At 71.8% G+C, this 17,931-nt stretch carries 18 protein-coding genes; 8 read left to right on the forward strand and 10 right to left on the reverse strand.

Going from position 1 to position 17,931, the window contains the following annotated elements; translation table 11 throughout:
• The first annotated feature begins 1 nt into the window (after nt 1).
• Nucleotides 2-1,396, forward strand: coding sequence for a diaminopimelate decarboxylase (lysA, locus tag ACZ7LU_RS20375; protein ID WP_471917503.1), 1,395 nt, complete (start codon nt 2-4; stop codon nt 1,394-1,396).
• 52 nt (nt 1,397-1,448) lie between these two features.
• Here lysA and ACZ7LU_RS20380 read toward each other — a convergent pair whose 3' ends face one another.
• Nucleotides 1,449-2,372: an SDR family oxidoreductase gene (locus tag ACZ7LU_RS20380; RefSeq protein ID WP_471917504.1), complete on the reverse strand. Its 924-nt coding sequence runs from the start codon at nt 2,370-2,372 to the stop codon at nt 1,449-1,451.
• 249 nt (nt 2,373-2,621) lie between these two features.
• Between ACZ7LU_RS20380 and ACZ7LU_RS20385 the strand changes: the two genes are divergently transcribed.
• The 3 genes from ACZ7LU_RS20385 to ACZ7LU_RS20395 all read left to right on the forward strand — a co-directional run bounded on the left by ACZ7LU_RS20385 (nt 2,622) and on the right by ACZ7LU_RS20395 (nt 5,691).
• Complete coding sequence (locus ACZ7LU_RS20385; RefSeq protein ID WP_471917771.1) at nt 2,622-3,884, forward strand: cytochrome P450; 1,263 nt, start codon at nt 2,622-2,624, stop codon at nt 3,882-3,884.
• Nucleotides 3,884-4,546, forward strand: coding sequence for an HAD family hydrolase (locus tag ACZ7LU_RS20390; protein ID WP_398306738.1), 663 nt, complete (start codon nt 3,884-3,886; stop codon nt 4,544-4,546). Before ACZ7LU_RS20385 ends, ACZ7LU_RS20390 begins: the two co-directional genes overlap by 1 nt.
• 302 nt (nt 4,547-4,848) lie before the next feature.
• A complete protein-coding gene (locus tag ACZ7LU_RS20395; RefSeq protein WP_398306736.1) occupies nt 4,849-5,691 on the forward strand; it encodes a SigB/SigF/SigG family RNA polymerase sigma factor in 843 nt (280 codons plus the stop codon).
• 72 nt (nt 5,692-5,763) lie between these two features.
• Here ACZ7LU_RS20395 and purB read toward each other — a convergent pair whose 3' ends face one another.
• The 3 genes from purB to ACZ7LU_RS20410 all read right to left on the reverse strand — a co-directional run bounded on the left by purB (nt 5,764) and on the right by ACZ7LU_RS20410 (nt 8,587).
• A complete protein-coding gene (gene purB, locus ACZ7LU_RS20400; protein ID WP_468088891.1) occupies nt 5,764-7,206 on the reverse strand; it encodes an adenylosuccinate lyase in 1,443 nt (480 codons plus the stop codon).
• Between the two features lie 87 nt (nt 7,207-7,293).
• A complete protein-coding gene (locus ACZ7LU_RS20405) occupies nt 7,294-8,073 on the reverse strand; it encodes an SGNH/GDSL hydrolase family protein (protein WP_468088889.1) in 780 nt (259 codons plus the stop codon).
• A gap of 43 nt (nt 8,074-8,116) precedes the next feature.
• Nucleotides 8,117-8,587, reverse strand: coding sequence for a MarR family winged helix-turn-helix transcriptional regulator (locus ACZ7LU_RS20410; protein WP_468314650.1), 471 nt, complete (start codon nt 8,585-8,587; stop codon nt 8,117-8,119).
• Between the two features lie 138 nt (nt 8,588-8,725).
• Here ACZ7LU_RS20410 and ACZ7LU_RS20415 point away from each other — a divergent pair, with 138 nt between their 5' ends.
• Together ACZ7LU_RS20415 and ACZ7LU_RS20420 are read left to right on the forward strand one after the other, a co-directional pair.
• Nucleotides 8,726-9,292 (forward strand): NADPH-dependent FMN reductase, encoded by a 567-nt coding sequence (locus tag ACZ7LU_RS20415; protein ID WP_471114697.1) that lies wholly within the window; start codon nt 8,726-8,728, stop codon nt 9,290-9,292.
• 113 nt (nt 9,293-9,405) lie between these two features.
• Entirely contained in the window at nt 9,406-9,660 is a 255-nt protein-coding gene (locus ACZ7LU_RS20420; protein ID WP_398306730.1) for a holin, read from the forward strand.
• A 56-nt stretch (nt 9,661-9,716) separates the two neighbouring features.
• Here ACZ7LU_RS20420 and ACZ7LU_RS20425 read toward each other — a convergent pair whose 3' ends face one another.
• From ACZ7LU_RS20425 to ACZ7LU_RS20445, 5 genes are all read right to left on the reverse strand, one after another.
• Nucleotides 9,717-10,730: a hemolysin family protein gene (locus tag ACZ7LU_RS20425; RefSeq protein ID WP_468716540.1), complete on the reverse strand. Its 1,014-nt coding sequence runs from the start codon at nt 10,728-10,730 to the stop codon at nt 9,717-9,719.
• Nucleotides 10,727-12,088, reverse strand: coding sequence for a hemolysin family protein (locus tag ACZ7LU_RS20430; RefSeq protein WP_471917505.1), 1,362 nt, complete (start codon nt 12,086-12,088; stop codon nt 10,727-10,729). Before ACZ7LU_RS20430 ends, ACZ7LU_RS20425 begins: the two co-directional genes overlap by 4 nt.
• Nucleotides 12,089-12,248: 160 nt before the next feature.
• A complete protein-coding gene (locus ACZ7LU_RS20435; protein ID WP_471917506.1) occupies nt 12,249-12,707 on the reverse strand; it encodes a GNAT family N-acetyltransferase in 459 nt (152 codons plus the stop codon).
• 64 nt (nt 12,708-12,771) lie between these two features.
• Nucleotides 12,772-15,336 (reverse strand): ABC transporter permease, encoded by a 2,565-nt coding sequence (locus tag ACZ7LU_RS20440; protein ID WP_471917507.1) that lies wholly within the window; start codon nt 15,334-15,336, stop codon nt 12,772-12,774.
• 13 nt (nt 15,337-15,349) lie between these two features.
• On the reverse strand, nt 15,350-16,219 hold the full coding sequence (locus ACZ7LU_RS20445; RefSeq protein WP_468314664.1) for an ABC transporter ATP-binding protein: 870 nt from the start codon (nt 16,217-16,219) through the stop codon (nt 15,350-15,352).
• 164 nt (nt 16,220-16,383) lie between these two features.
• Here ACZ7LU_RS20445 and ACZ7LU_RS20450 point away from each other — a divergent pair, with 164 nt between their 5' ends.
• Nucleotides 16,384-16,632, forward strand: a complete 249-nt coding sequence (locus ACZ7LU_RS20450) for an antitoxin (protein ID WP_362988728.1) — start codon at nt 16,384-16,386, stop codon at nt 16,630-16,632.
• Nucleotides 16,633-16,636: 4 nt separating this feature from the next.
• Nucleotides 16,637-17,008 carry a fic family toxin-antitoxin system, toxin component gene (locus ACZ7LU_RS20455; RefSeq protein WP_398306719.1) on the forward strand — a complete coding sequence of 124 codons (372 nt, stop codon included), beginning with the start codon at nt 16,637-16,639 and terminating at the stop codon, nt 17,006-17,008.
• A 7-nt stretch (nt 17,009-17,015) separates the two neighbouring features.
• Here the strand turns inward: ACZ7LU_RS20455 and ACZ7LU_RS20460 are convergent, their stop codons facing one another.
• Complete coding sequence (locus ACZ7LU_RS20460; protein WP_471917508.1) at nt 17,016-17,687, reverse strand: class I SAM-dependent methyltransferase; 672 nt, start codon at nt 17,685-17,687, stop codon at nt 17,016-17,018.
• Between the last annotated feature and the right edge of the window lie 244 nt (nt 17,688-17,931).

The following is a 17,931-nucleotide window of genomic DNA, read 5'->3' on the forward strand; positions in this document are numbered from 1 at the left end:
CATGACCACACTCCGCGAATCCCCGCTCCCGGCAGCACCGGCACCGGCATCGGCACCGGCCTCGGCACGAGTACCGGCCTCGGCACCGGATGCGAATGCGGCAGAACTGTCCGTCTGGCCCACCTCCACCACGCGGCTCGCCCACGGCGACCTCGCCGTCGGCGGCGTGCCGCTCGCCGACGTCGCCGAGCGCTTCGGCACCCCCACGTACCTCATCGACGAGGACGACGTACGCAGCCGCTGCCGTACATACCGGCAGGCCTTCCCCGACGCCGAAGTCCTCTACGCCGCGAAGGCGTTCCTGTGCCGCGCCATGGCGCACTGGATGGACGAGGAAGGCCTTGGCCTCGACGTCTGCTCGGCCGGTGAGCTGGAGCTCGCCGTCACCACGGGCTTCCCCGCGGACCGCATCGTCCTGCACGGCAACGCGAAGAGCCCGCACGACCTGCGGGCCGCCCTCCGTCTCGGCGTGGGCAGGATCGTCATCGACAGCGCGTCGGAGATCGCGCGCCTCGCCGCGGCCGTCCCGCCGGGCAGTCGGCAGAAGGTGCTGGTCCGGGTGGTGCCTGGCATCGCGGCCGGCGGCCACGCCAAGATCCGTACGGGCACCGACGACCAGAAGTTCGGCCTGTCCCTCGCGGACGGGTCCGCCCAGCACGCGGTGGCCCGCATCCTCGGCCAGCCGACGCTGGAGCTGGTGGGCCTGCACTGCCATCTGGGCTCGCAGATCACCACGGAGAAGCCCTTCCTCGCCGCGGTGCGCCGCATGGTCGGGCTGCTGGCGCGGATCGAGGACCAGCACGGCGTCACCCTCCCCGAGCTGGACCTCGGGGGCGGGCACGGCATCGCGTACCGCCCCGGCGAGGAGGCGCTCGACATCACCGCGCTCGCCCGCAGGGTGCGGGCCGAGCTGACCGCGAGCTGCGCGGCGGCGGGCCTGCCGGTGCCGCGCCTGATCGTGGAACCGGGGCGCGCCATCGCGGGCCCCGCCGGCGTCGCGCTCTACCGGGTCCTCGCCGTGAAGCGCACCGGCGGGAAGACCTTCGTCGCCGTGGACGGCGGGATGAGCGACAACCCGAGGCCCGCCCTCTACGGCGTGCGCTATGTGCCCCGTCTGGTCGGGCGGCGCTCCTCGGCGGAGCCCGCCCCGGCGACGGTCGTCGGACGGCACTGCGAGGCGGGTGACATCCTCGCCTCGGACGTCCCGCTGCCCGGCGACGTGCGCCCGGGCGACCTGCTCGCCGTGCCCGTCGCCGGGGCGTACCACCTGTCGATGGCCTCCGGCTACAACATGGTGGGCCGCCCGCCCGTGGTCGCGGTGACCGACGGCCACGCGCGACTGCTGGTCCGCCGCGAATCCCTGGAGGACTTCCGCAGCCGCGACGTGGGCCTGTAGCGCCTGCCACCGCCCCCTCCGCTCGCCGTCGACGGCGCTGGGGGAGGGGGCCTCAGCGGGTGTCGGTCTCCCCGCCGGTGACGGCGAGCACCTCGCCCACGGTGAAGCTGGAGTCGGCCTCGGACGCGAAGTACACGTAGGCGGGCGCGAGCTCCTCCGGCTGGGCGGGCCGGCCGAGCGGGGTCTCGTCGCCCAGGTGGACGAGTCCCTCCTTCGGCATGTGCGGGTCGGAGTTGTTCAGGACGGTCCAGGTGGGGCCGGGCGCGACGACGTTGGCGCGGACGCCCCGGCGGGCCAGGTGCGAGGCGATCGACTTGATGAAGGTGATCAGCGCGGCCTTCGAAGCCGCGTAATCGATCATGGTGTTGCTGCCCTTGAGGGCCTCCTCGGTCGCCGTCGCGATGATGGCGTCGCCCTGGCCGAGGTGCGGAAGGGCGGCCATGACCAGGTGGAAGCACGCGTAGACGTTGGTCTTGAACGTCCGGTCCCAGTCGTCGGCCGTCAGCTGCTCCAGCTCCAGCTTGCTGTTCAGATGCGCCGCGTTGTTCACGAGGATGTTGAGCCTGCCGAACTCGGCCACCGTGCGGGCGACCACGTCGCGGCAGAATTCCGCCTCGCGCAGGTCTCCCGGCAGGAGCAGGCAGGCGCGCCCCTCGGCCTCCACGACCCGCCGGGTCTCCTCCGCGTCGCGCTGCTCCTCGGGCAGGTACACGATGGCGACGTCGGCGCCCTCGCGGGCGTACAGGAGAGCGACGGCCCGGCCGATGCCGGAGTCGCCGCCGGTGATGAGCGCGGCCTTCCCGGCCAGCTTTCCCGCCGCCTTGTACCGCGGTGCCCGGTAGCGGGGCGCCGGTGTCATCTCGGCTTCCAGGCCCGGCGGGTCCTGCTTGTGCGCGGGGAACTCGGGGGTCGGTTCACTCGCTCCCTGCGATTCCCTGGGCGCGTCGGCGCCCGGGGTGGTCTGCTGATCCCGCATGGGGGAGGCCTCCTTTCACGATCTTGGCCGTACGCCGGGTGCCCCTCCGCATCACGGCCGAAACGGGGTGAAGTGCCCGCTTCGCCGGTCCCGTCCATGTCGACTTCGCGCATCTGACCCCCTTTCGCCCTGATTCGCGAAGGCGACACCGGGGAACCCGTGAGCAGTGATCGACAGGCCACGGAGACCGAGCCGACCGAGTCGTCCGCCGACCACCGGGGCCTGCGCCTTTCCATTCAGGAGGACTCCATGCTGGACAACACGCTGCCGCTGCTCGGTCAGGGCTACGCGTGGCTCCCCGACCTGACCCGCCGCCGGGGCCCGGGCGCCGTCCGTACCCGCTTGCTGGGCAAGCCGGCCATCGCGCTGCGCGGCCCCGCGGCCGTCGGATTCTTCTACGACGAGGACCATGTACGCCGTCGGACGGCCCTGCCCGAACCCATCCTGGCCACGCTCTTCGGCAAGGGCGCGGTGCACACCCTCGACGGGGCGGAGCACCGGCAGCGCAAGGCCCTCTTCATGACGGTCCTCAAGGACACCGCGGGTGTCGCCGGACTGGCGCGGCATGTCGCCGACGAATGGGAGCGGTCCTGCAAGGAGTGGGCCGACCACCCCCAGGTGACGCTGTTCGAAGAAGTGAGCGTCCTGATCACCCGTGCCGTGTGCGCATGGGCGGGCGTCCCTCTTCCCGAGCACCCCGACGACGAATCGCGGCGGACCGCGCAGGACCTGGTGGCGATGGTCGACGGCTTCGCCACGGCGGGCCCGCGGCACTGGAAGGCCCGCCTCGCCCGACGGCGTCAGGAGGCACGCCTTGCCCGGCTGATCGAGGACGTCCGGTCGGCGGGCGGAGAAGCGGCGCAGGGGACGGGGGAGCCGCCCTCCGTGGTGGCGGCCGTGGCGTTCCACCGTGACGCCGACGGTGAGCTGCTCACGCCGCGTACGGCCGCCGTCGAGCTTCTCAACATCCTCCGGCCGACCGTCGCCGTCACCTGGTTCACGGTGTTCGGGGCGCATGCCCTGCACCGGCACCCGGCGCTCCGGAAGCGACTGGCCGCGCAGGACGAGGATTACGCCCGGGCGTTCGCCCACGAGGTGCGGCGCTTCTACCCGTTCGCGCCGTTCGTCGCAGGACTCGCCCCCGCCGACATCGAATGGCACGGCGAGCCCATCGCCGAGGGCACCATGGTCCTCCTCGACCTCTACGGCCAGAACCACGATCCCGAACTGTGGGACGCGCCCTACACGTTCGACCCCGAGCGCTTCACCGGCCGCGAACCCGGACGCGACGAACTCGTCCCGCAGGGCGGCGGGGAGGCCTCCCAGGGCCACCGCTGCCCGGGCGAGGACGTCACCCTCGCGGTCCTCAGCACCCTGCTCCCGCGCCTCGCGCGGCTCGACCACGACGTCCCCGAGCAGGACCTGCGCATCCCCCTGAACCGCGTGCCGACCAAGCCCCGCAGCGGCTTCGTCATCAGCGGAGTGACCAAGCGAGAGAAAGGTACGCAGTGATGAGACGTGCGGCGCTGTTCGACGTCGACGGAACGCTGACCGACACCAACCACCTGCACGTGACCACCTGGTGGGAGGCGTTCCGCCAAGCGGGACACCAGGTCGCGATGCACGACATCCACCGGGCCGTCGGCCTCGGCTCGACCGACCTCATCGCCCACCTGCTCGGCGAGGACCGCGACACCGGCAAGGACGAGGAGATCAGCGCCGCGCACAGCACGCTGTACGGCACGTACTTCAACCGGCTGCCCGCGCTGGAGGGCGCGAGCGAGCTGCTGCACGCGCTGCACGACCGCGGCCGGCGCATCGTCCTCGCGACCTCGGCGGGCGGCTCGGAGCTCGAAGCGCTCCGCCGGGCCATCGATGCCGACGACGTCATCGTCGGCATCGCGAGCGCGGACGACGTGTCCTCGGGCAAGCCGGCTCCCGACCCCGTCCACCACGCCTTGGAGATCGCCGAATGCGCCCCGGAGGACGCGCTGTTCGTGGGCGACACGGTGTGGGACATGCGGGCGGCGACGCGGGCGGGCGTCCGCAGCATCGCGCTGCTCTCGGGAGGCATTCCCCGGAGCGATCTGGAGGAGGCCGGTGCCGCGGCCGTGTACGCGGATCCCGCCGACATGCTGAGCCGCCTGGACAGTGAGGTCCTCGCCGGCGCCTAGGGCCCGTCAGGAGACCGACCGGCCGCACCCCAATGCGGCCGGTCGGCGACACGGGCGCCCGATGGCCGTTCCGGCGCTGCGCACCCCGCGTCCCGTATGCCCCACCCATTCGGAGGTATTCACCCCCGATCTCCTTGCTCACACTGCTGTTTGACCCCCCATACGCAGGGCAGGCGAACGTCGTGCTTCGGACCGGAGGCGCGTTCGCGGGAGCGGTGTGTTCACTCCCGGTGGATGCCTGTCACTGGGGCGCCCCGTTTCTCGCGGTCACTTATTGGCGGCACCGTTGAGGAGCGATTCTGATGCCTACGGACCTCACTGCATACTCCGCCCGTCGCCGTGCGACGGGCCGACACCCCCACAACGACGCACCGGACACCACCGCGGAATTCGCCCGGCTCGCGGCGCTCGAGGACGGCCCCGAGCGGGAGATCCTGTGCGAGCAGATCGTCGAGGCATGGCTGCCCATGGCCCACCGGCTGGCCGCCCGCTACCGCAACAAGGGCGAGAACCTGGAAGACCTGCGGCAGGTCGCCGCGATGGGACTGGTCAAGGCCGTCAACCGGTACGAGCCCGGCCGCGGCGCCTTCGAGAGCTACGCCGTGCCCACCATCACCGGCGAACTGCGCAGGCACTTCCGCGACCGCATGTGGGACGTGCGGGTGCCCCGCCGCGTCCAGGATCTGCGCAACAAGGTCCGCGCCGCCCGCCGCGAACTCATCGACCAGCCGGGCAGCGGCCCCGAGCCCTCCATCGCCGACATCGCCGCGCACGCGGGGCTGACCGAGGACGAGGTGCGGGACGGCATGCAGGCGATGGAGGGCTACAGCGCCCTGTCGCTGGACGCCGAGATCTCCTCCGCCGACCCCGACGGCTTCAGCCTCGCCGACACGCTCGGGGCGCCGGACGCCGCGTACGACATCATCACCGACCGGGAGGCGGCCAAGAACGGGCTGCGGAAGCTCCCGGAGCGCGAGCGGACCATCCTGTACCTGCGCTTCTTCGAGGACATGACGCAGAGCCGGATAGCGGAGAAGCTCGGCATCTCCCAGATGCACGTCTCGCGTCTGATCAGCCGCAGCTGCGACCGCGTGCGCGCCGAGGCCGGGTACGCCGACGCGGGAACCGCCGCCCGCGCCGCCTGACTCCGCCCGTGCCGGGACACGGCTCGGCCCGTCCACCGATCCGGGTGGACGGGCCGCTGTGCCGGGTTCGGGCTACAGAATGGCGCCCGGCGTGTACGCCGCGGCCTCGGGGTGCTTCTTCAGCAGGTCCTCGATCCGCGCGACGACCGCGGCGACCTGGTCGCTCGCGGCGCCGGTGAAGGACAGCTTGTCGGCCATCAGCTCGTCCAACTGGGCGCGGTCCAGCGGGATCCGGGCGTCCGCGGCGAGCTTGTCGAGCAGTTCGTTGCGCTCGGCGCCCTGCTCGCGCATGGCGAGCGCGGAGGCGACCGCGTGCTCCTTGATGGCCTCGTGGGCCTCCTCGCGGCCGACGCCCGCGCGCACCGCGGCCATCAGGACCTTGGTGGTGGCGAGGAAGGGGAGGTAGCGGTCCAGCTCGCGGGCCACGACCGCCGGGAAGGCGCCGAACTCGTCGAGCACGGTGAGGAAGGTCTCCAGGAGACCGTCGAGCGCGAAGAACGCGTCGGGCAGGGCGACCCGTCGTACGACGGAGCAGGAGACGTCGCCCTCGTTCCACTGGTCGCCTGCCAGCTCGCCGGTCATCGAGGCGTAGCCGCGCAGGATGACGGTGAGGCCGTTGACGCGCTCGCAGGAGCGGGTGTTCATCTTGTGCGGCATCGCGGACGAGCCGACCTGGCCCGGCTTGAAGCCCTCGGTCACCAGCTCGTGGCCCGCCATCAGACGGATCGTCTTGGCCAGCGAGGACGGCGCGGCGGCGACCTGCACCAGCGCCGTCACCACGTCGTAGTCGAGGGAGCGCGGGTAGACCTGGCCCACCGAGGTGAAGGCCGTCTCGAACCCGAGGTGCGAGGCGATGCGCTGCTCCAGGTCGGCCAGCTTCCCGGCGTCGCCGCCGAGCAGGTCGAGCATGTCCTGGGCGGTGCCGACGGGGCCCTTGATGCCGCGCAGCGGGTAGCGGTCGACGAGCTCGTCCAGGCGGCGGTAGGCGACGAGGAGCTCGTCGGCGCCGGTCGCGAAGCGCTTGCCCAGCGTCGTCGCCTGCGCGGCGACGTTGTGGGAGCGGCCGGCCATCACGAGCTCGGCGTACTCCCCGGCGAGCTTGCCGAGCCGGGCGAGGACCGCGACGGTACGGGAGCGGATCAGCTCCAGGGAGAGCCGGATCTGCAGCTGCTCCACGTTCTCGGTGAGGTCGCGCGAGGTCATGCCCTTGTGGACATGCTCGTGCCCGGCGAGGGCGTTGAACTCCTCGATGCGGGCCTTCACGTCGTGGCGCGTGACCTTCTCGCGCTCGGCGATCGAGGCCAGGTCGACCTGGTCGAGCACGCGCTCGTAGTCGGCGATGGCGGCGTCCGGAACCTCGATCCCGAGGTCCTTCTGCGCGCGCAGCACGGCGAGCCAGAGCTGACGCTCCAGCTTCACCTTCTGCTCGGGCGACCAGAGGGTGGCGAGCTCGGCGGAGGCATAACGTCCGGCGAGGACGTTCGGGATACGGGGCTTTGCAGGCGCAGCAGTCACGTGTACGGATTCTACTGGGCATTCATGCAGGCCAGCGCCACGCCCCCGTTCGTCGGAAGCTACGAGAGCGTGGGTCGGCGACAGGGCCTAGGGGAGCGGGCCGTCGTAGGGGAGCAGGTCGGGGCGCTTGGGCGCGCGGCCGTCGCCGGACGAGCGGCCGGTGAGGCGGCGCCCTATCCACGGCCCGAGGTGCTGCCTGGCGAACCGGGCGTCGGCGATGCGGCGCACCGCCCAGCCCGGCGGCACGGCGGCCGGCAGCGGGGCCTGCCAGTCGTCCTCGGGGGCGTAGCCCAGCGCCTGCCACACGGCCTCGGCGACCCTGCGGTGCCCCTCGGCCGTGAGGTGCAGCCGGTCCACGTCCCACATGCGCTGGTCGCCGAGGGCGGCGGCGCCGTACAGGTCCACGACCACCGCGCCGTGCCGGGCGGCCAAGTCGTCGACGTGCGCGAAGAGCTCCTCCATGCGCGGGCGGAACCGCTCCATCACCGGGCCGTTGCGGCCCGGGCTGCGCATCAGGACGAGCTGCTTGCAGGCGGGCGCGAGGCGTTCCACGGCCTCTTCGAGCAGATCGCGGACGCGGCGCATGTCGCACTTCGGGCGCAGGGTGTCGTTGAGCCCGCCCACCAGGGTGACCACATCGGCCTGCATCGCGGCCGCGACGTCGACCTGCTCGTCGACGATCTGGCCGATGAGCTTGCCCCGCACCGCGAGGTTCGCGTAGCGGAAACCGGGGCTGTGCGCCGCCATCCGGCCGGCCAGGAGGTCGGCCCAGCCGCGGTAGCTGCCGTCGGGCAGCAGGTCCGACATGCCCTCGGTGAAGGAGTCGCCCACCGCGACGAGACTGGTGTAGTTGGCATTCATCTGCATGGCGGAAGCGATGGTATCCCGCCGGGGCGCGCCGTCGCAGGTGTCACCCGGAGCCGGGCTCGGTGAGCCGGGCCACCACCGTTTCCCCGACGTCGGTGAACGCCTCGATCTGTTCGGGGGTCAGCAGATCCATGAAGTGCCTGCGCACGGACTCCACGTGCAGCGGGGCGGCCGCTTCGATCGTGCGCAGCCCCTCCTCCGTGAGCACGACCACCGCGCCCCTGCCGTCCGTGGCGCACTCTTCGCGCACCACGAGGCCGCGCTGTTGCATGCGGGCGAGGTGGTGGGAGAGGCGGCTGCGGGACCAGAGCATGCGGTCCGCGAGCTCGCTGACGCGGCGGCGGTGGTCGGGGCTCGCGCCCAGGTTGGACAGGACGTCGTAGTCGGGATCGGAGAGTCCGCTCTGCCGGTTGAGATCGCGGGACAGCTCCGCGTTGAGCAGCAGGAACATGCGGCGGTACGCCTGCCATGCGCGCTGTTCGCGGTCGGTCAGCCAGCGGGGTTCCTGGGGCATGGACCCACCGTATCGGAGATTTGGTTGACATGTCATTCAGCTCGCTCCTACCGTAATAGGTGACACGTCAACCACTAACGGTGCGGGTACCGCTGCTGTTCGAAGGGTGACGGCGCCACCATGTGAAGGAGCGGCACGATGCCTCGTCTGTACGTCGTCTCGGCGAGTACCCGGCCCACCTCCGCGGGCCGCCCGCTGGCCGTCTGGGTCGCGGAACTCGCCGCCGCCCGCAAGGAGTTCGAGACCACCCTGATCGACCTCGGCGAGGTCGGCCTGCCGTTCTTCGACGAGCCCGAGCACCCGTCGGAAGGCCGCTACATCCACCGGCACACCAAGGACTGGAGCGCGACCGTCGCGGCCGCCGACTGCTTCATCTTCGTCATGCCGATGTACAACGGCGGCTTCACCGCGCCCCTGAAGAACGCCATCGACTACTTGCAGAAGGAGTGGCGGGGCAAGCCGGTCGGCCTGATCAGCTACAGCGCGGGCAGCTCCGGAGGAGCCCCCGCCGTCGAGATGATCCAGCCGGTGCTGCGCAGGGTGGGGCTGCGGCCCGCAGGGCGGAGCCTGTCGGTCTCCGGCATCGAGGACCGCCTGGCCGGCCGGGACGGAGGCTTCGTGGCCACGGCGGAGCTCACCGCGCAGGCGGCCGCCGTGCTCGACGAGGTGGCGCTGCTGGCCGCCGCGGAGCCGACCGCTGTCTGAGGGTCCCCACAGGCACCACACCCTCCGCTTCCCGGGCCACCCGGCCCCTGGGCAGTGTGGCGTCACGGCGGTATGCCATAGGCGAGCCGTCGTCACGAGAGAGCGAGCCAGCCATGTGGACCGGAGCCTTCTGGAAGGCCACCGCGGAACGCGCGATCCGCACGTTCGCGCAGGCGCTGGCCGCCGTCCTGGTCGCCGGGGCGACCAGCCTGCTGGACGTCGAGTGGGGCGCCGCCTTCGCGACGGCGGGCCTCGCCGCGTTCCTCGCGGTCCTGACGGCGGTCGGGGCCGCGGAGGCCGGCGCGGCGGGACCCGGCATCACCGAGCAGCCGACGTCGTCGGCGGGCGCGGGCGAACCGGTCCTCTGAGCGGCGCGGCGGAGGGCAGACAGGCCCTCCGCCGCAGGTCACCGCGCACGTGCGGGTCACACGGGCTGGCCGAAGAGCTCCTGCAGCACGTCCTCCATCGTGACCATCCCGGCGAGCCTGCCGTCCGAGCCGAGCACCGCAGCCACGTGGGTGCGGCTGCCGCGCATGGCGGTCAGCACGTCGTCCAGTGGCGTCGTCTCGCGCACCTGGGCGATCTTGCGCATGTCCGGCACCCGGAACGGCAGATCGCGCGGCGCCCGGTCCAGGGCGTCCTTGACGTGCAGATAGCCGACGATGCGGCGGCCGTCATCGACCACGGGGAAGCGGGAGAACCCGGACTCGGCCGAGAGCTGCTCCAACTGCTCCGGGGTGACGCCCACGCGCGCGTAGACCACGGCCTCCAGTGGCAGGACCACGTCCCTGACCGGGCGGCGGCCCAGTTCGAGCGCGTCGTGCAGCCGCTCCTGCGCGCGGTTGTCGATGAGACCCGCGTCTCCGGAGTCCTTGACCATGCGGGCGAGGTCGTCGTCGGAGAAGCTCGCCGACACCTCGTCCTTGGCCTCGACGTGCAGCAGCTTCAGCAGGCCGTTGGCGAACGCGTTGATCGCGAAGATCACCGGGCGCAGCGCCCGCGCCAGCGCCACCAGCGGCGGCCCGAGGAGCAGCGCCGAGCGCACGGGCTCGGCGAGCGCGATGTTCTTCGGGATCATCTCGCCGAGCAGCATGTGCAGATAGGTCGCGAGGGCCAGCGCGATGACGAACGAGATCGGGTGGACCAGCCCGTGCGGCACGCCCACCGCGTCGAACGCGGGCTCAAGCAGATGCGCGATGGCCGGCTCCGCGACGATGCCGAGGACGAGGGTGCACAGCGTGATGCCGAGCTGCGCCGCGGCGAGCAGCGCCGACACGTGCTGCAGACCCCACATGACGCTCTTGGCGCGCTTGTTCCCGTCCTCCGCGTGCGGCTCGATCTGGCTGCGGCGTACGGAGATGAGCGCGAACTCGGCGCCCACGAAGAAGGCGTTGACGACGAGCGTCGCCAGACCGATCAGCAGCTGGATGGCGGTCATCGGGCGTCCTCCTCGTGGTCGGCGCGGGCCGTGCGGGCGTCGTGGTCACCGGGCAGCGGCGGCGCGTGCAGCAGCACGCGGGCGGCGCGCCGCCCCGTGGCGTCGACGACGTCCAGCCGCCAGCCGCCCACCTCGACACCGTCACCGACGGTGGGGATGCGGCCGAGCCGCGTGGCGACGAGGCCGGCGAGCGTCTCGTACGGCCCGTCGGGCACCCGCAGGCCGACCCGCGCGAGCTGGTCGGTGCGGGCGGCGCCGTCGGCGGAGTACAGCGTCCTGCCGTCGTCGTCGGTGCCTTCGAGGGCGATGTCGGACGTCTCGTGCGGGTCGTGCTCGTCCCGCACCTCGCCGACGACCTCTTCGACGATGTCCTCCAGGGTGGCCACCCCGGCGGTCCCGCCGTATTCGTCGATCACCACGGCCATCGTGCGCTTGCCCGAGAGCCGGTCGAGGAGCCGGTCGACGGTCAGCGTCTCCGGCACGAGCAGCGGCTCGCGCAGCAGTTCGGAGACGGGGACGCGCTGCCTGCGCTCGGCCGGTATGGCGAGCACGTCCTTGATGTGGGCGACGCCGACGACCGTGTCGAGGTTCCCGCGGTACACGGGGAAGCGGGAGAGGCCTGTGGCGCGCGTGGCGTTGGCGACGTCCTCACAGGTGGCGTGCACGTCGAGGGCCATGACCTGGACGCGGGGCGTCATCACGTTCTCCGCGGTGAGGTCGGCGAGGTTCAGCGTGCGCACGAACAGCTCGGCGGTGTCGGCCTCCAGGGCGCCCTCCCTGGCGGAGTGGCGGGCCAGGGCCACCAGCTCCTTGGGGCCGCGCGCGGAGGCGAGCTCCTCGGTGGGCTCCATGCCGAAGCGGCGTACGGAACGGTTGGCGGTGTTGTTCAGATGCGCGATGAACGGCCGGAACGTGGCGCTGAACAGCCGCTGGGGCGTGGCCACCCGCTTGGCGACCGCGAGCGGCGAGGAGATCGCCCAGTTCTTCGGGACCAGCTCGCCGACGACCATCAGGAAGACCGTCGAAAGGGCCGTGCCGATGACCAGGGCGATGGAGGAGGCCGCCGACGAAGGGACGCCGAGGTCGCGCAGCGGGCCCGAGATCAGCTTGGCGATGGAAGGCTCCGAGAGCATGCCGACCACCAGGTTGGTGACGGTGATGCCGAGCTGGGCGCCCGAGAGCTGGAAGGTGAGGTTCTTGACGGCTTTGAGGGCACCGGCCGCGCCGCGCTCGCCGCGTTCGACGGCCCGCTCGAGCTCGCTGCGCTCGACCGTCGTGAGGGAGAACTCCGCCGCGACGAAGACACCGCACGCCAGGCTGAGCAGCACCGCCACGAGGAGCAGGAGCACTTCGGTCATCGGGTCACCTCCGTCCCATGATCGGACAGGAGCGGGAGGAGTGCGCGATGTCGGGTACTGGGAGGCTCGCCCATGGGCGGACGCTCACACCTTTCAGTCGGATACGAGTGGTACGTACAGGGTAAAGGACCGGCAAAGCCGCCCGGACCTCAGGCGGGGTCTACTCCTGGTACCCGGCAGGGAGGTGCTTCACCCAGCGGCTCCACTGCGGCTCGGGAGCGTAGCCCGCCGCGCGCCAGGCGTGGTGGGCGAGATCGTTGCGGTCCAGGACCATCGCGTCGCCGCGCCGCCCGCCGAGCCGCACGAACCGCTCCTCCGCGGCGGCGAGCAGCGCCGAGCCCACGCCGCGGCGGCGGTGCTCCGGGTGCACGGCGAGGCGGTACAGATGGCAGCGCCAGCCGTCGAAGCCCGCGATGACCGTGCCCGCGAGCTCGCCGCCACGCTCCGCGAGGATCAGCGCCTCGGGGTCCCTGGCGACGAGCCGCTCCACTCCTGAGCGGTCGTCGCTGATGCTCGTGCCCTCGGCGGCCGTCTTCCAGAAGGCGAGCACCGCGTCGAGGTCCTCGGCCGTCGCGGTCCGCACGTGCAGGTCCTTGTCCCATACATGGAGAGCGTTCATGTCGGCATCCCACCACCGGCCGGCACCCCGGCGCACGGATTTTCAGGATGCGGACGCCGGGGCATCACTCGTGCGCGATGGCCGCCAGCACGTTCATCCGCGACGCGCGCAGTGCCGGCAGGAGCGCCGCCGCGAGCCCGACGACCACCGAACCGATCACCACCGCGACGATCGTCGTCCAGGGGAACGCCAGCTCCTTCATGCCCTGGAGCGCGAGCACCTGCTGCACGGCGACGCCCCAGACCAGACCCAGCGCGAGGCCGAGCAGCGCCCCGAACACAGCGATCACCACCGACTCCAGGCGGATCATGCGGCGCAGCTGGCGCCGTCCGAGGCCGATGGCGCGCAGCAGACCGATCTCCCGGGTGCGCTCCACGACCGACAGGGCGAGGGTGTTGACCACGCCGAGGACCGCGATGACGATCGCCAGGCCGAGGAGGGCGTAGACGAGGTAGAGCATCACGGCGATCTGCTGCCGGATCAGCTCCTTGTAGTCCGCCTGGTCGCGCACCTGCACCTGCGGATACGGGTCGAGGGCCTTCTCCAGGCGCTCGCGCAGGGTGTCCGCGTCCGTGCCCGACGCCGCGTTGACGAACAGCGCGGAGTCCTGGCCGCCCGGCACGTACTTCTCGACCGTACCGAACCCGAGGAAGAGCCCGCCCTCGATGCCGAAGCCCTCGGCGGAGTCCTGGTCGGTGAGCGCGCCGACCGTCAGCTTCGTCTCGCGTCCGCCGGGGAACGTCGCGGGCAGCGCGTCCCCGAGCCGCACGTCGTGCTTCGTCGCGAAGTCCTTGTCCATGCCGATCCTGTCGGCCGCCAGCGCCTCCCGTGAACTGCCCTGGGCGTACGTGACCTTGGCGACGTCGTCGAGTCGCGGGTCGTACCCGGCGGCGGTCGACTCGACGTTCTTGCCGTCGGGCAGCGCCAGTTCGATGGGCGTGAAGCGCTGGCGTACGACGAGACCGGCGCCCTCGGTATCCTCGACCTTCCCGGTGATCTCCGGCGAGAACGGCATGAAGTTGCTGTTCTGTACGACGAAGTCCGCGCCGAGCGTCTTGTCGATCTGCCGGTCGAACGACTTCGTCATCGACGCGCTGGCCACCGAGAGGCCGCCGACCAGCGCGAGCCCCACCATCAGCGCGGCCGCCGTGGCGCCCGTGCGCCGCGGGTTGCGCAGCGCGTTGCGCTGGCTCATCCGGCCGACCGAGCCGAAGACCGCGGGGAACGCGCCGCCGAGGACCCGGATCACCGGGCGCACCAGGAGAGGCCCGGCGACGACCGTGGCGATCAGGGTCAGGACGATGCCGAGGCCCAGCAGCGACGCCGCCGACGAGGTCTTCTCCGCGGTCGCGCAACCGACGAGCGCGGCGGCACCGGCCGCCCCGACGACGGCACCCACGACGGCCCGCACCTGCAACGGCCGCCCCACACCGGCGATCTCCGCGTCGGCGAGCGCCGCCATCGGCGACACCTGCGCGGCCCGCCGGGCCGGGAGGTACGCCGCGACGAACGTGACGCCGACCCCGACGACGTACGAGGCGACGGGCGTCGCCCACCCGATGACCATCTCCGTGGACTTCAGGTTCATCCCGAGCAGGCCCATCAGCTCGATCAGGCCGAGGGCCAGCCCTATGCCCGCGGCGAGCCCCAGTGTCGAGCCGACCAGACCGAGCAGCAGCGCCTCGAAGAGCACGGAGCGGCGCACCTGCCTGCGGTCGGCGCCGAGGGCGCGCAGCAGGCCCAGTTCGCGGGTGCGCTGCGCGATGAGCATCGAGAAGGTGTTGACGATCAGGAAGATGCCCACGAGCACGGCGACCCCGGCGAAGCCGAGCATCACGTACTTGATGACGTCGAGGAACCCGCCGAGCTCGGACGCCGCCGACTCGGCCTGCTCGTCGGCGGTCTGCAGGTCGTAGCCCGAACCCAGCTCGGCGGAGATCCGGCGCTTCAGCGTGGGGTCGTCGACGCCGTCCGCGGCCGTCACGGCGATGCTCGTCGCCACGTCCTGCGAGCCGAGCAGCTCGCGCTGGGCGGTCGACGTGTCGAGGAAGACGAGAGCGGCGCCCGGGTTCGTGGTGGTGAACGTGGCGATGCCGACGATCTTCACCTTGAACGAGCCGGGGCGTGCCTGGACGGTGAGGGTGTCCCCGATCTCCACGTCCTTCTTGTCGGCCGTGTCCGCGTCGATCATCGCCTGGCCGTCGCCGCGCGGTGCATGGCCCGAGGTGAGCTCCACGGGGCTGCGGTCGGTGGGATACCAGTTGGTGGCGATGGTGGGGGCGCCGGTCGTCGAGCCCACGGATTCGTTGTTGCGGTCGACGATGGTGATGTTCTCGACGGACACGTCGATGTGCGTGTCCTCTACCCCGTCGACCCCGGCCACCCGCTCCTTGAGGTTCGCGGGCACCGTCGGTGTCTGCCCGGACGGCATGGCCTCGTCCAGGTCCTCCTTCGGGCCGACCGTCACATCGGCCGACGTGGAGGCGAAGAGGCGGTCGAAGGTGCGCGTGACCGTGTCCGAGAAGATCAGGCTGCCCGCCACGAACGCCACCGAGAGGATGACGGCCAGCGCGGAGAGCGCGAGCCGTCCCTTGTGCGCCAGGAAGCTCCTGAGTGTCGCCTTCAGCACCGCGGCCCCCGGCTCAGCTCTGGTCGGACGGTTTGTCGATGGACACGGACGCGCTCGGCGCTGCCGTGGTCGGGCCCGGCGCCGCCCCGGGCGCGCCCGATGCCACCGTGTGCAGGGCGTCGAACCGCTTCATGCGTTCGAGCACCGCCTCCGCCGTCGGCCGCTCCATGTCGTCCACGATCCGGCCGTCGCCGAGGAAGAGCACCAGATCGGAGTGGGCGGCCGCGCCGGGATCGTGGGTCACCATCACGACGGTCTGGCCGAGCTGGTCCACCGCCTCGCGCAGGAAGCCGAGGACTTCGAGCCCGGCCCGTGAGTCGAGGTTGCCCGTCGGCTCGTCGGCGAAGATCAGCTCGGGTTTGGCGGCCAGCGCCCGCGCGCACGCCACCCGCTGCTGCTGCCCGCCGGACAGCTGCGCGGGACGGTGCTTGAGCCGGTCCCGCAGCCCCAGTGTGTCGATGACGTGCTCCAGCCAATCGCGGTCGGGCCGCTGCCCCGCGATGTCCATCGGCAGCGTCATGTTCTCCAGGGCGTTGAGCGTGGGGATGAGGTTGAAGGACTGGAACATGAAGCCGACGCGGTCGCGCCGCAGCCGGGTCAGTTCCCGCTCCTTGAGGCCCGTGATCTCCGTGTCGCCGAGCCACACCTGGCCCGCCGAGACGCTGTCGAGGCCGGCGAGGCAGTGCATCAGGGTGGACTTCCCCGAACCGGAGGGGCCCATGACGGCCGTGAAGCGCTCGCGCGTGATGTCCACGTCGACCGAGTCGAGGGCGAGCACGGTCGTCTCGCCCGAGCCGTACGCCTTGGTGAGGCCGCGGGCACGCGCGGCGATCCCGGCGGGCTCCGGACGGCCCGCGGCCGGTGTCGAAGCAGGTGTGGACAAGGCGGCCTCCTGGGTTGTGGCCGTTCCAACTCCCGTAACCCCGCCGAGAGTAGTGGGGCCGCCCGGGTGTCCGGTATCCCTCCGAGGTCGGGCCCCGAAACGCATGTAAGGGGCAAGGTCATGGCGGTCTTGTGGTGCTAGCACCCCGGCGCTAGCTTGACGGTATGGCGAAGACACAGCTGAACGTGCGGGTGGACGAGGACACCGCCCGGGCCGCGCGGGAGCGCGCCCTGGCCCGCGGCATGAGCGTCAACCGCTACATCGAAGAACTCGTCAAACAGGACGCCGGGGAAATCGGCCACACCTTCGTCGAGGCCGCCGCCGACTTCATGAAGCAGTACGAATCGGTGTTCGCCGAGGAGTTCGGCGTCGAGCGCGAGGGCAGCCGCCCGGTGCGTGAAGGTCGCTGCTGAGCCGTTGGACCTCAGAATCGACCTCGCCTGGCTCCTGATGGTCGCCGAACACAAGACGCCAGGAGACCCGCAGGTCACCGACTGGGGCGCGCTCGTCGCCGCCGTCAGCAGACACGAGGCGGAGATATTCGGCGTGCCCGTCTACGAAACCCCGCACGACCGCGCGGCCGCGCTCCTCCAGGTCCTGCTCCACATTCCCGCACTCGAACGCTCCAACGCCCTCTTCGCCTCCTCCGTCGCCTACGCCTACCTCGTCTCCAGCGGTCTGAAGGTCGTCACCTCCCCCGAGCAGGTGCGCGAGCTGGCCCGCCTGGTGAAGGAGGACGGCGCGAGCGTGCACGCCATAGCGGACCAGCTGCGCCAGTGGAGCCTGTGAGCCGGCGTCAGGCGAGGTCGGGCCGGTGAGCCGTGCCCAGCACGCAGTACGACGTCGGCAGGCGCGGCCCCTTCGCCGGGACCAGGAACCGCCGGTGCGCGCCGAGTTCGAACCCGGCGTCGCGCAGGGCCGCCAGCGGATCCCGTGCGACGTGACAGCCACCGAACAGCGGCGGCCACACCGTCCGGTCCAGGACGCGCTGGGTGACCGACATCAGCCTGCCCGGTGCCCGGCCGTGCTCGAAGAACCGCAGCTCACCGCCGGGCCGCAGCACCCGCCGCAGCTCGCCGAGCGCCCGCCGCACGTCCCGCACACTGCACAGCACGAGTGAGACGACAGCCGCGTCGAACGCCTCGCTCTTGACGGGCAGCGCCTCCGCGGCGCCGGGCACGACGTCCACCGGCACGTCCGCGCGCAGGGCCGCGGAGACCGCGAGCCGCCGCAGAACACGCTCCGGTTCGATCGCCACGACCTCGGAGACCTCGCCCGGGTAGTACGGGAAGTTGAGCCCGTTGCCCGCACCGACTTCGATCACCCGCCCGGCGAGCCCGGCGAGCAGCTCCCGCCGGTGCCCACTGATGAGGGGCTCGGCGGCCACGCTCTGCCGAGCGTAGAACCGGGCGAAGACGGGGTGGTGCACGGCATCCCGGGGCACGGACCTTGCGGAGCGCGGCGACATGGGACCTCCTCGGCGGAGCGAGCGGATATGGCCATGGTGCCCCGAATGCGGGGCACGTGTCCCCGGCGCGCGGCCGCCGTGCCCGCCTCCGGACCCCCGCCGATCACGTCCATGTGCCACGGGTGCGGGGGAGCCGGTGCTCGTCCAGGCCGGCGGGACCTCGGCCGGCCTGGACGGTCTTCGCGATGCTCCGGCGCAATCCGACTATGTGCACCGGTGTGCCGCTCGGCCTACCACTTCTCGG

This window comes from Streptomyces sp. NPDC039462 (assembly GCF_055639375.1).

What these genes read in the sequence shown, in the direction of transcription:
- lysA (WP_471917503.1), top strand. Translation starts at nt 2, where the DNA reads ATGACCACACTCCGCGAATCCCCGCTCCCGGCAGCACCGGCACCGGCA.
- ACZ7LU_RS20380 (WP_471917504.1), bottom strand. Translation starts at nt 2,372, where the DNA reads ATGCGGGATCAGCAGACCACCCCGGGCGCCGACGCGCCCAGGGAATCG.
- ACZ7LU_RS20385 (WP_471917771.1), top strand. Translation starts at nt 2,622, where the DNA reads ATGCTGGACAACACGCTGCCGCTGCTCGGTCAGGGCTACGCGTGGCTC.
- ACZ7LU_RS20390 (WP_398306738.1), top strand. Translation starts at nt 3,884, where the DNA reads ATGAGACGTGCGGCGCTGTTCGACGTCGACGGAACGCTGACCGACACC.
- ACZ7LU_RS20395 (WP_398306736.1), top strand. Translation starts at nt 4,849, where the DNA reads ATGCCTACGGACCTCACTGCATACTCCGCCCGTCGCCGTGCGACGGGC.
- ACZ7LU_RS20405 (WP_468088889.1), bottom strand. Translation starts at nt 8,073, where the DNA reads ATGCAGATGAATGCCAACTACACCAGTCTCGTCGCGGTGGGCGACTCC.
- ACZ7LU_RS20410 (WP_468314650.1), bottom strand. Translation starts at nt 8,587, where the DNA reads ATGCCCCAGGAACCCCGCTGGCTGACCGACCGCGAACAGCGCGCATGG.
- ACZ7LU_RS20415 (WP_471114697.1), top strand. Translation starts at nt 8,726, where the DNA reads ATGCCTCGTCTGTACGTCGTCTCGGCGAGTACCCGGCCCACCTCCGCG.
- ACZ7LU_RS20420 (WP_398306730.1), top strand. Translation starts at nt 9,406, where the DNA reads ATGTGGACCGGAGCCTTCTGGAAGGCCACCGCGGAACGCGCGATCCGC.
- ACZ7LU_RS20425 (WP_468716540.1), bottom strand. Translation starts at nt 10,730, where the DNA reads ATGACCGCCATCCAGCTGCTGATCGGTCTGGCGACGCTCGTCGTCAAC.
- ACZ7LU_RS20430 (WP_471917505.1), bottom strand. Translation starts at nt 12,088, where the DNA reads ATGACCGAAGTGCTCCTGCTCCTCGTGGCGGTGCTGCTCAGCCTGGCG.
- ACZ7LU_RS20435 (WP_471917506.1), bottom strand. Translation starts at nt 12,707, where the DNA reads ATGAACGCTCTCCATGTATGGGACAAGGACCTGCACGTGCGGACCGCG.
- ACZ7LU_RS20450 (WP_362988728.1), top strand. Translation starts at nt 16,384, where the DNA reads ATGGCGAAGACACAGCTGAACGTGCGGGTGGACGAGGACACCGCCCGG.
- ACZ7LU_RS20460 (WP_471917508.1), bottom strand. Translation starts at nt 17,687, where the DNA reads ATGTCGCCGCGCTCCGCAAGGTCCGTGCCCCGGGATGCCGTGCACCAC.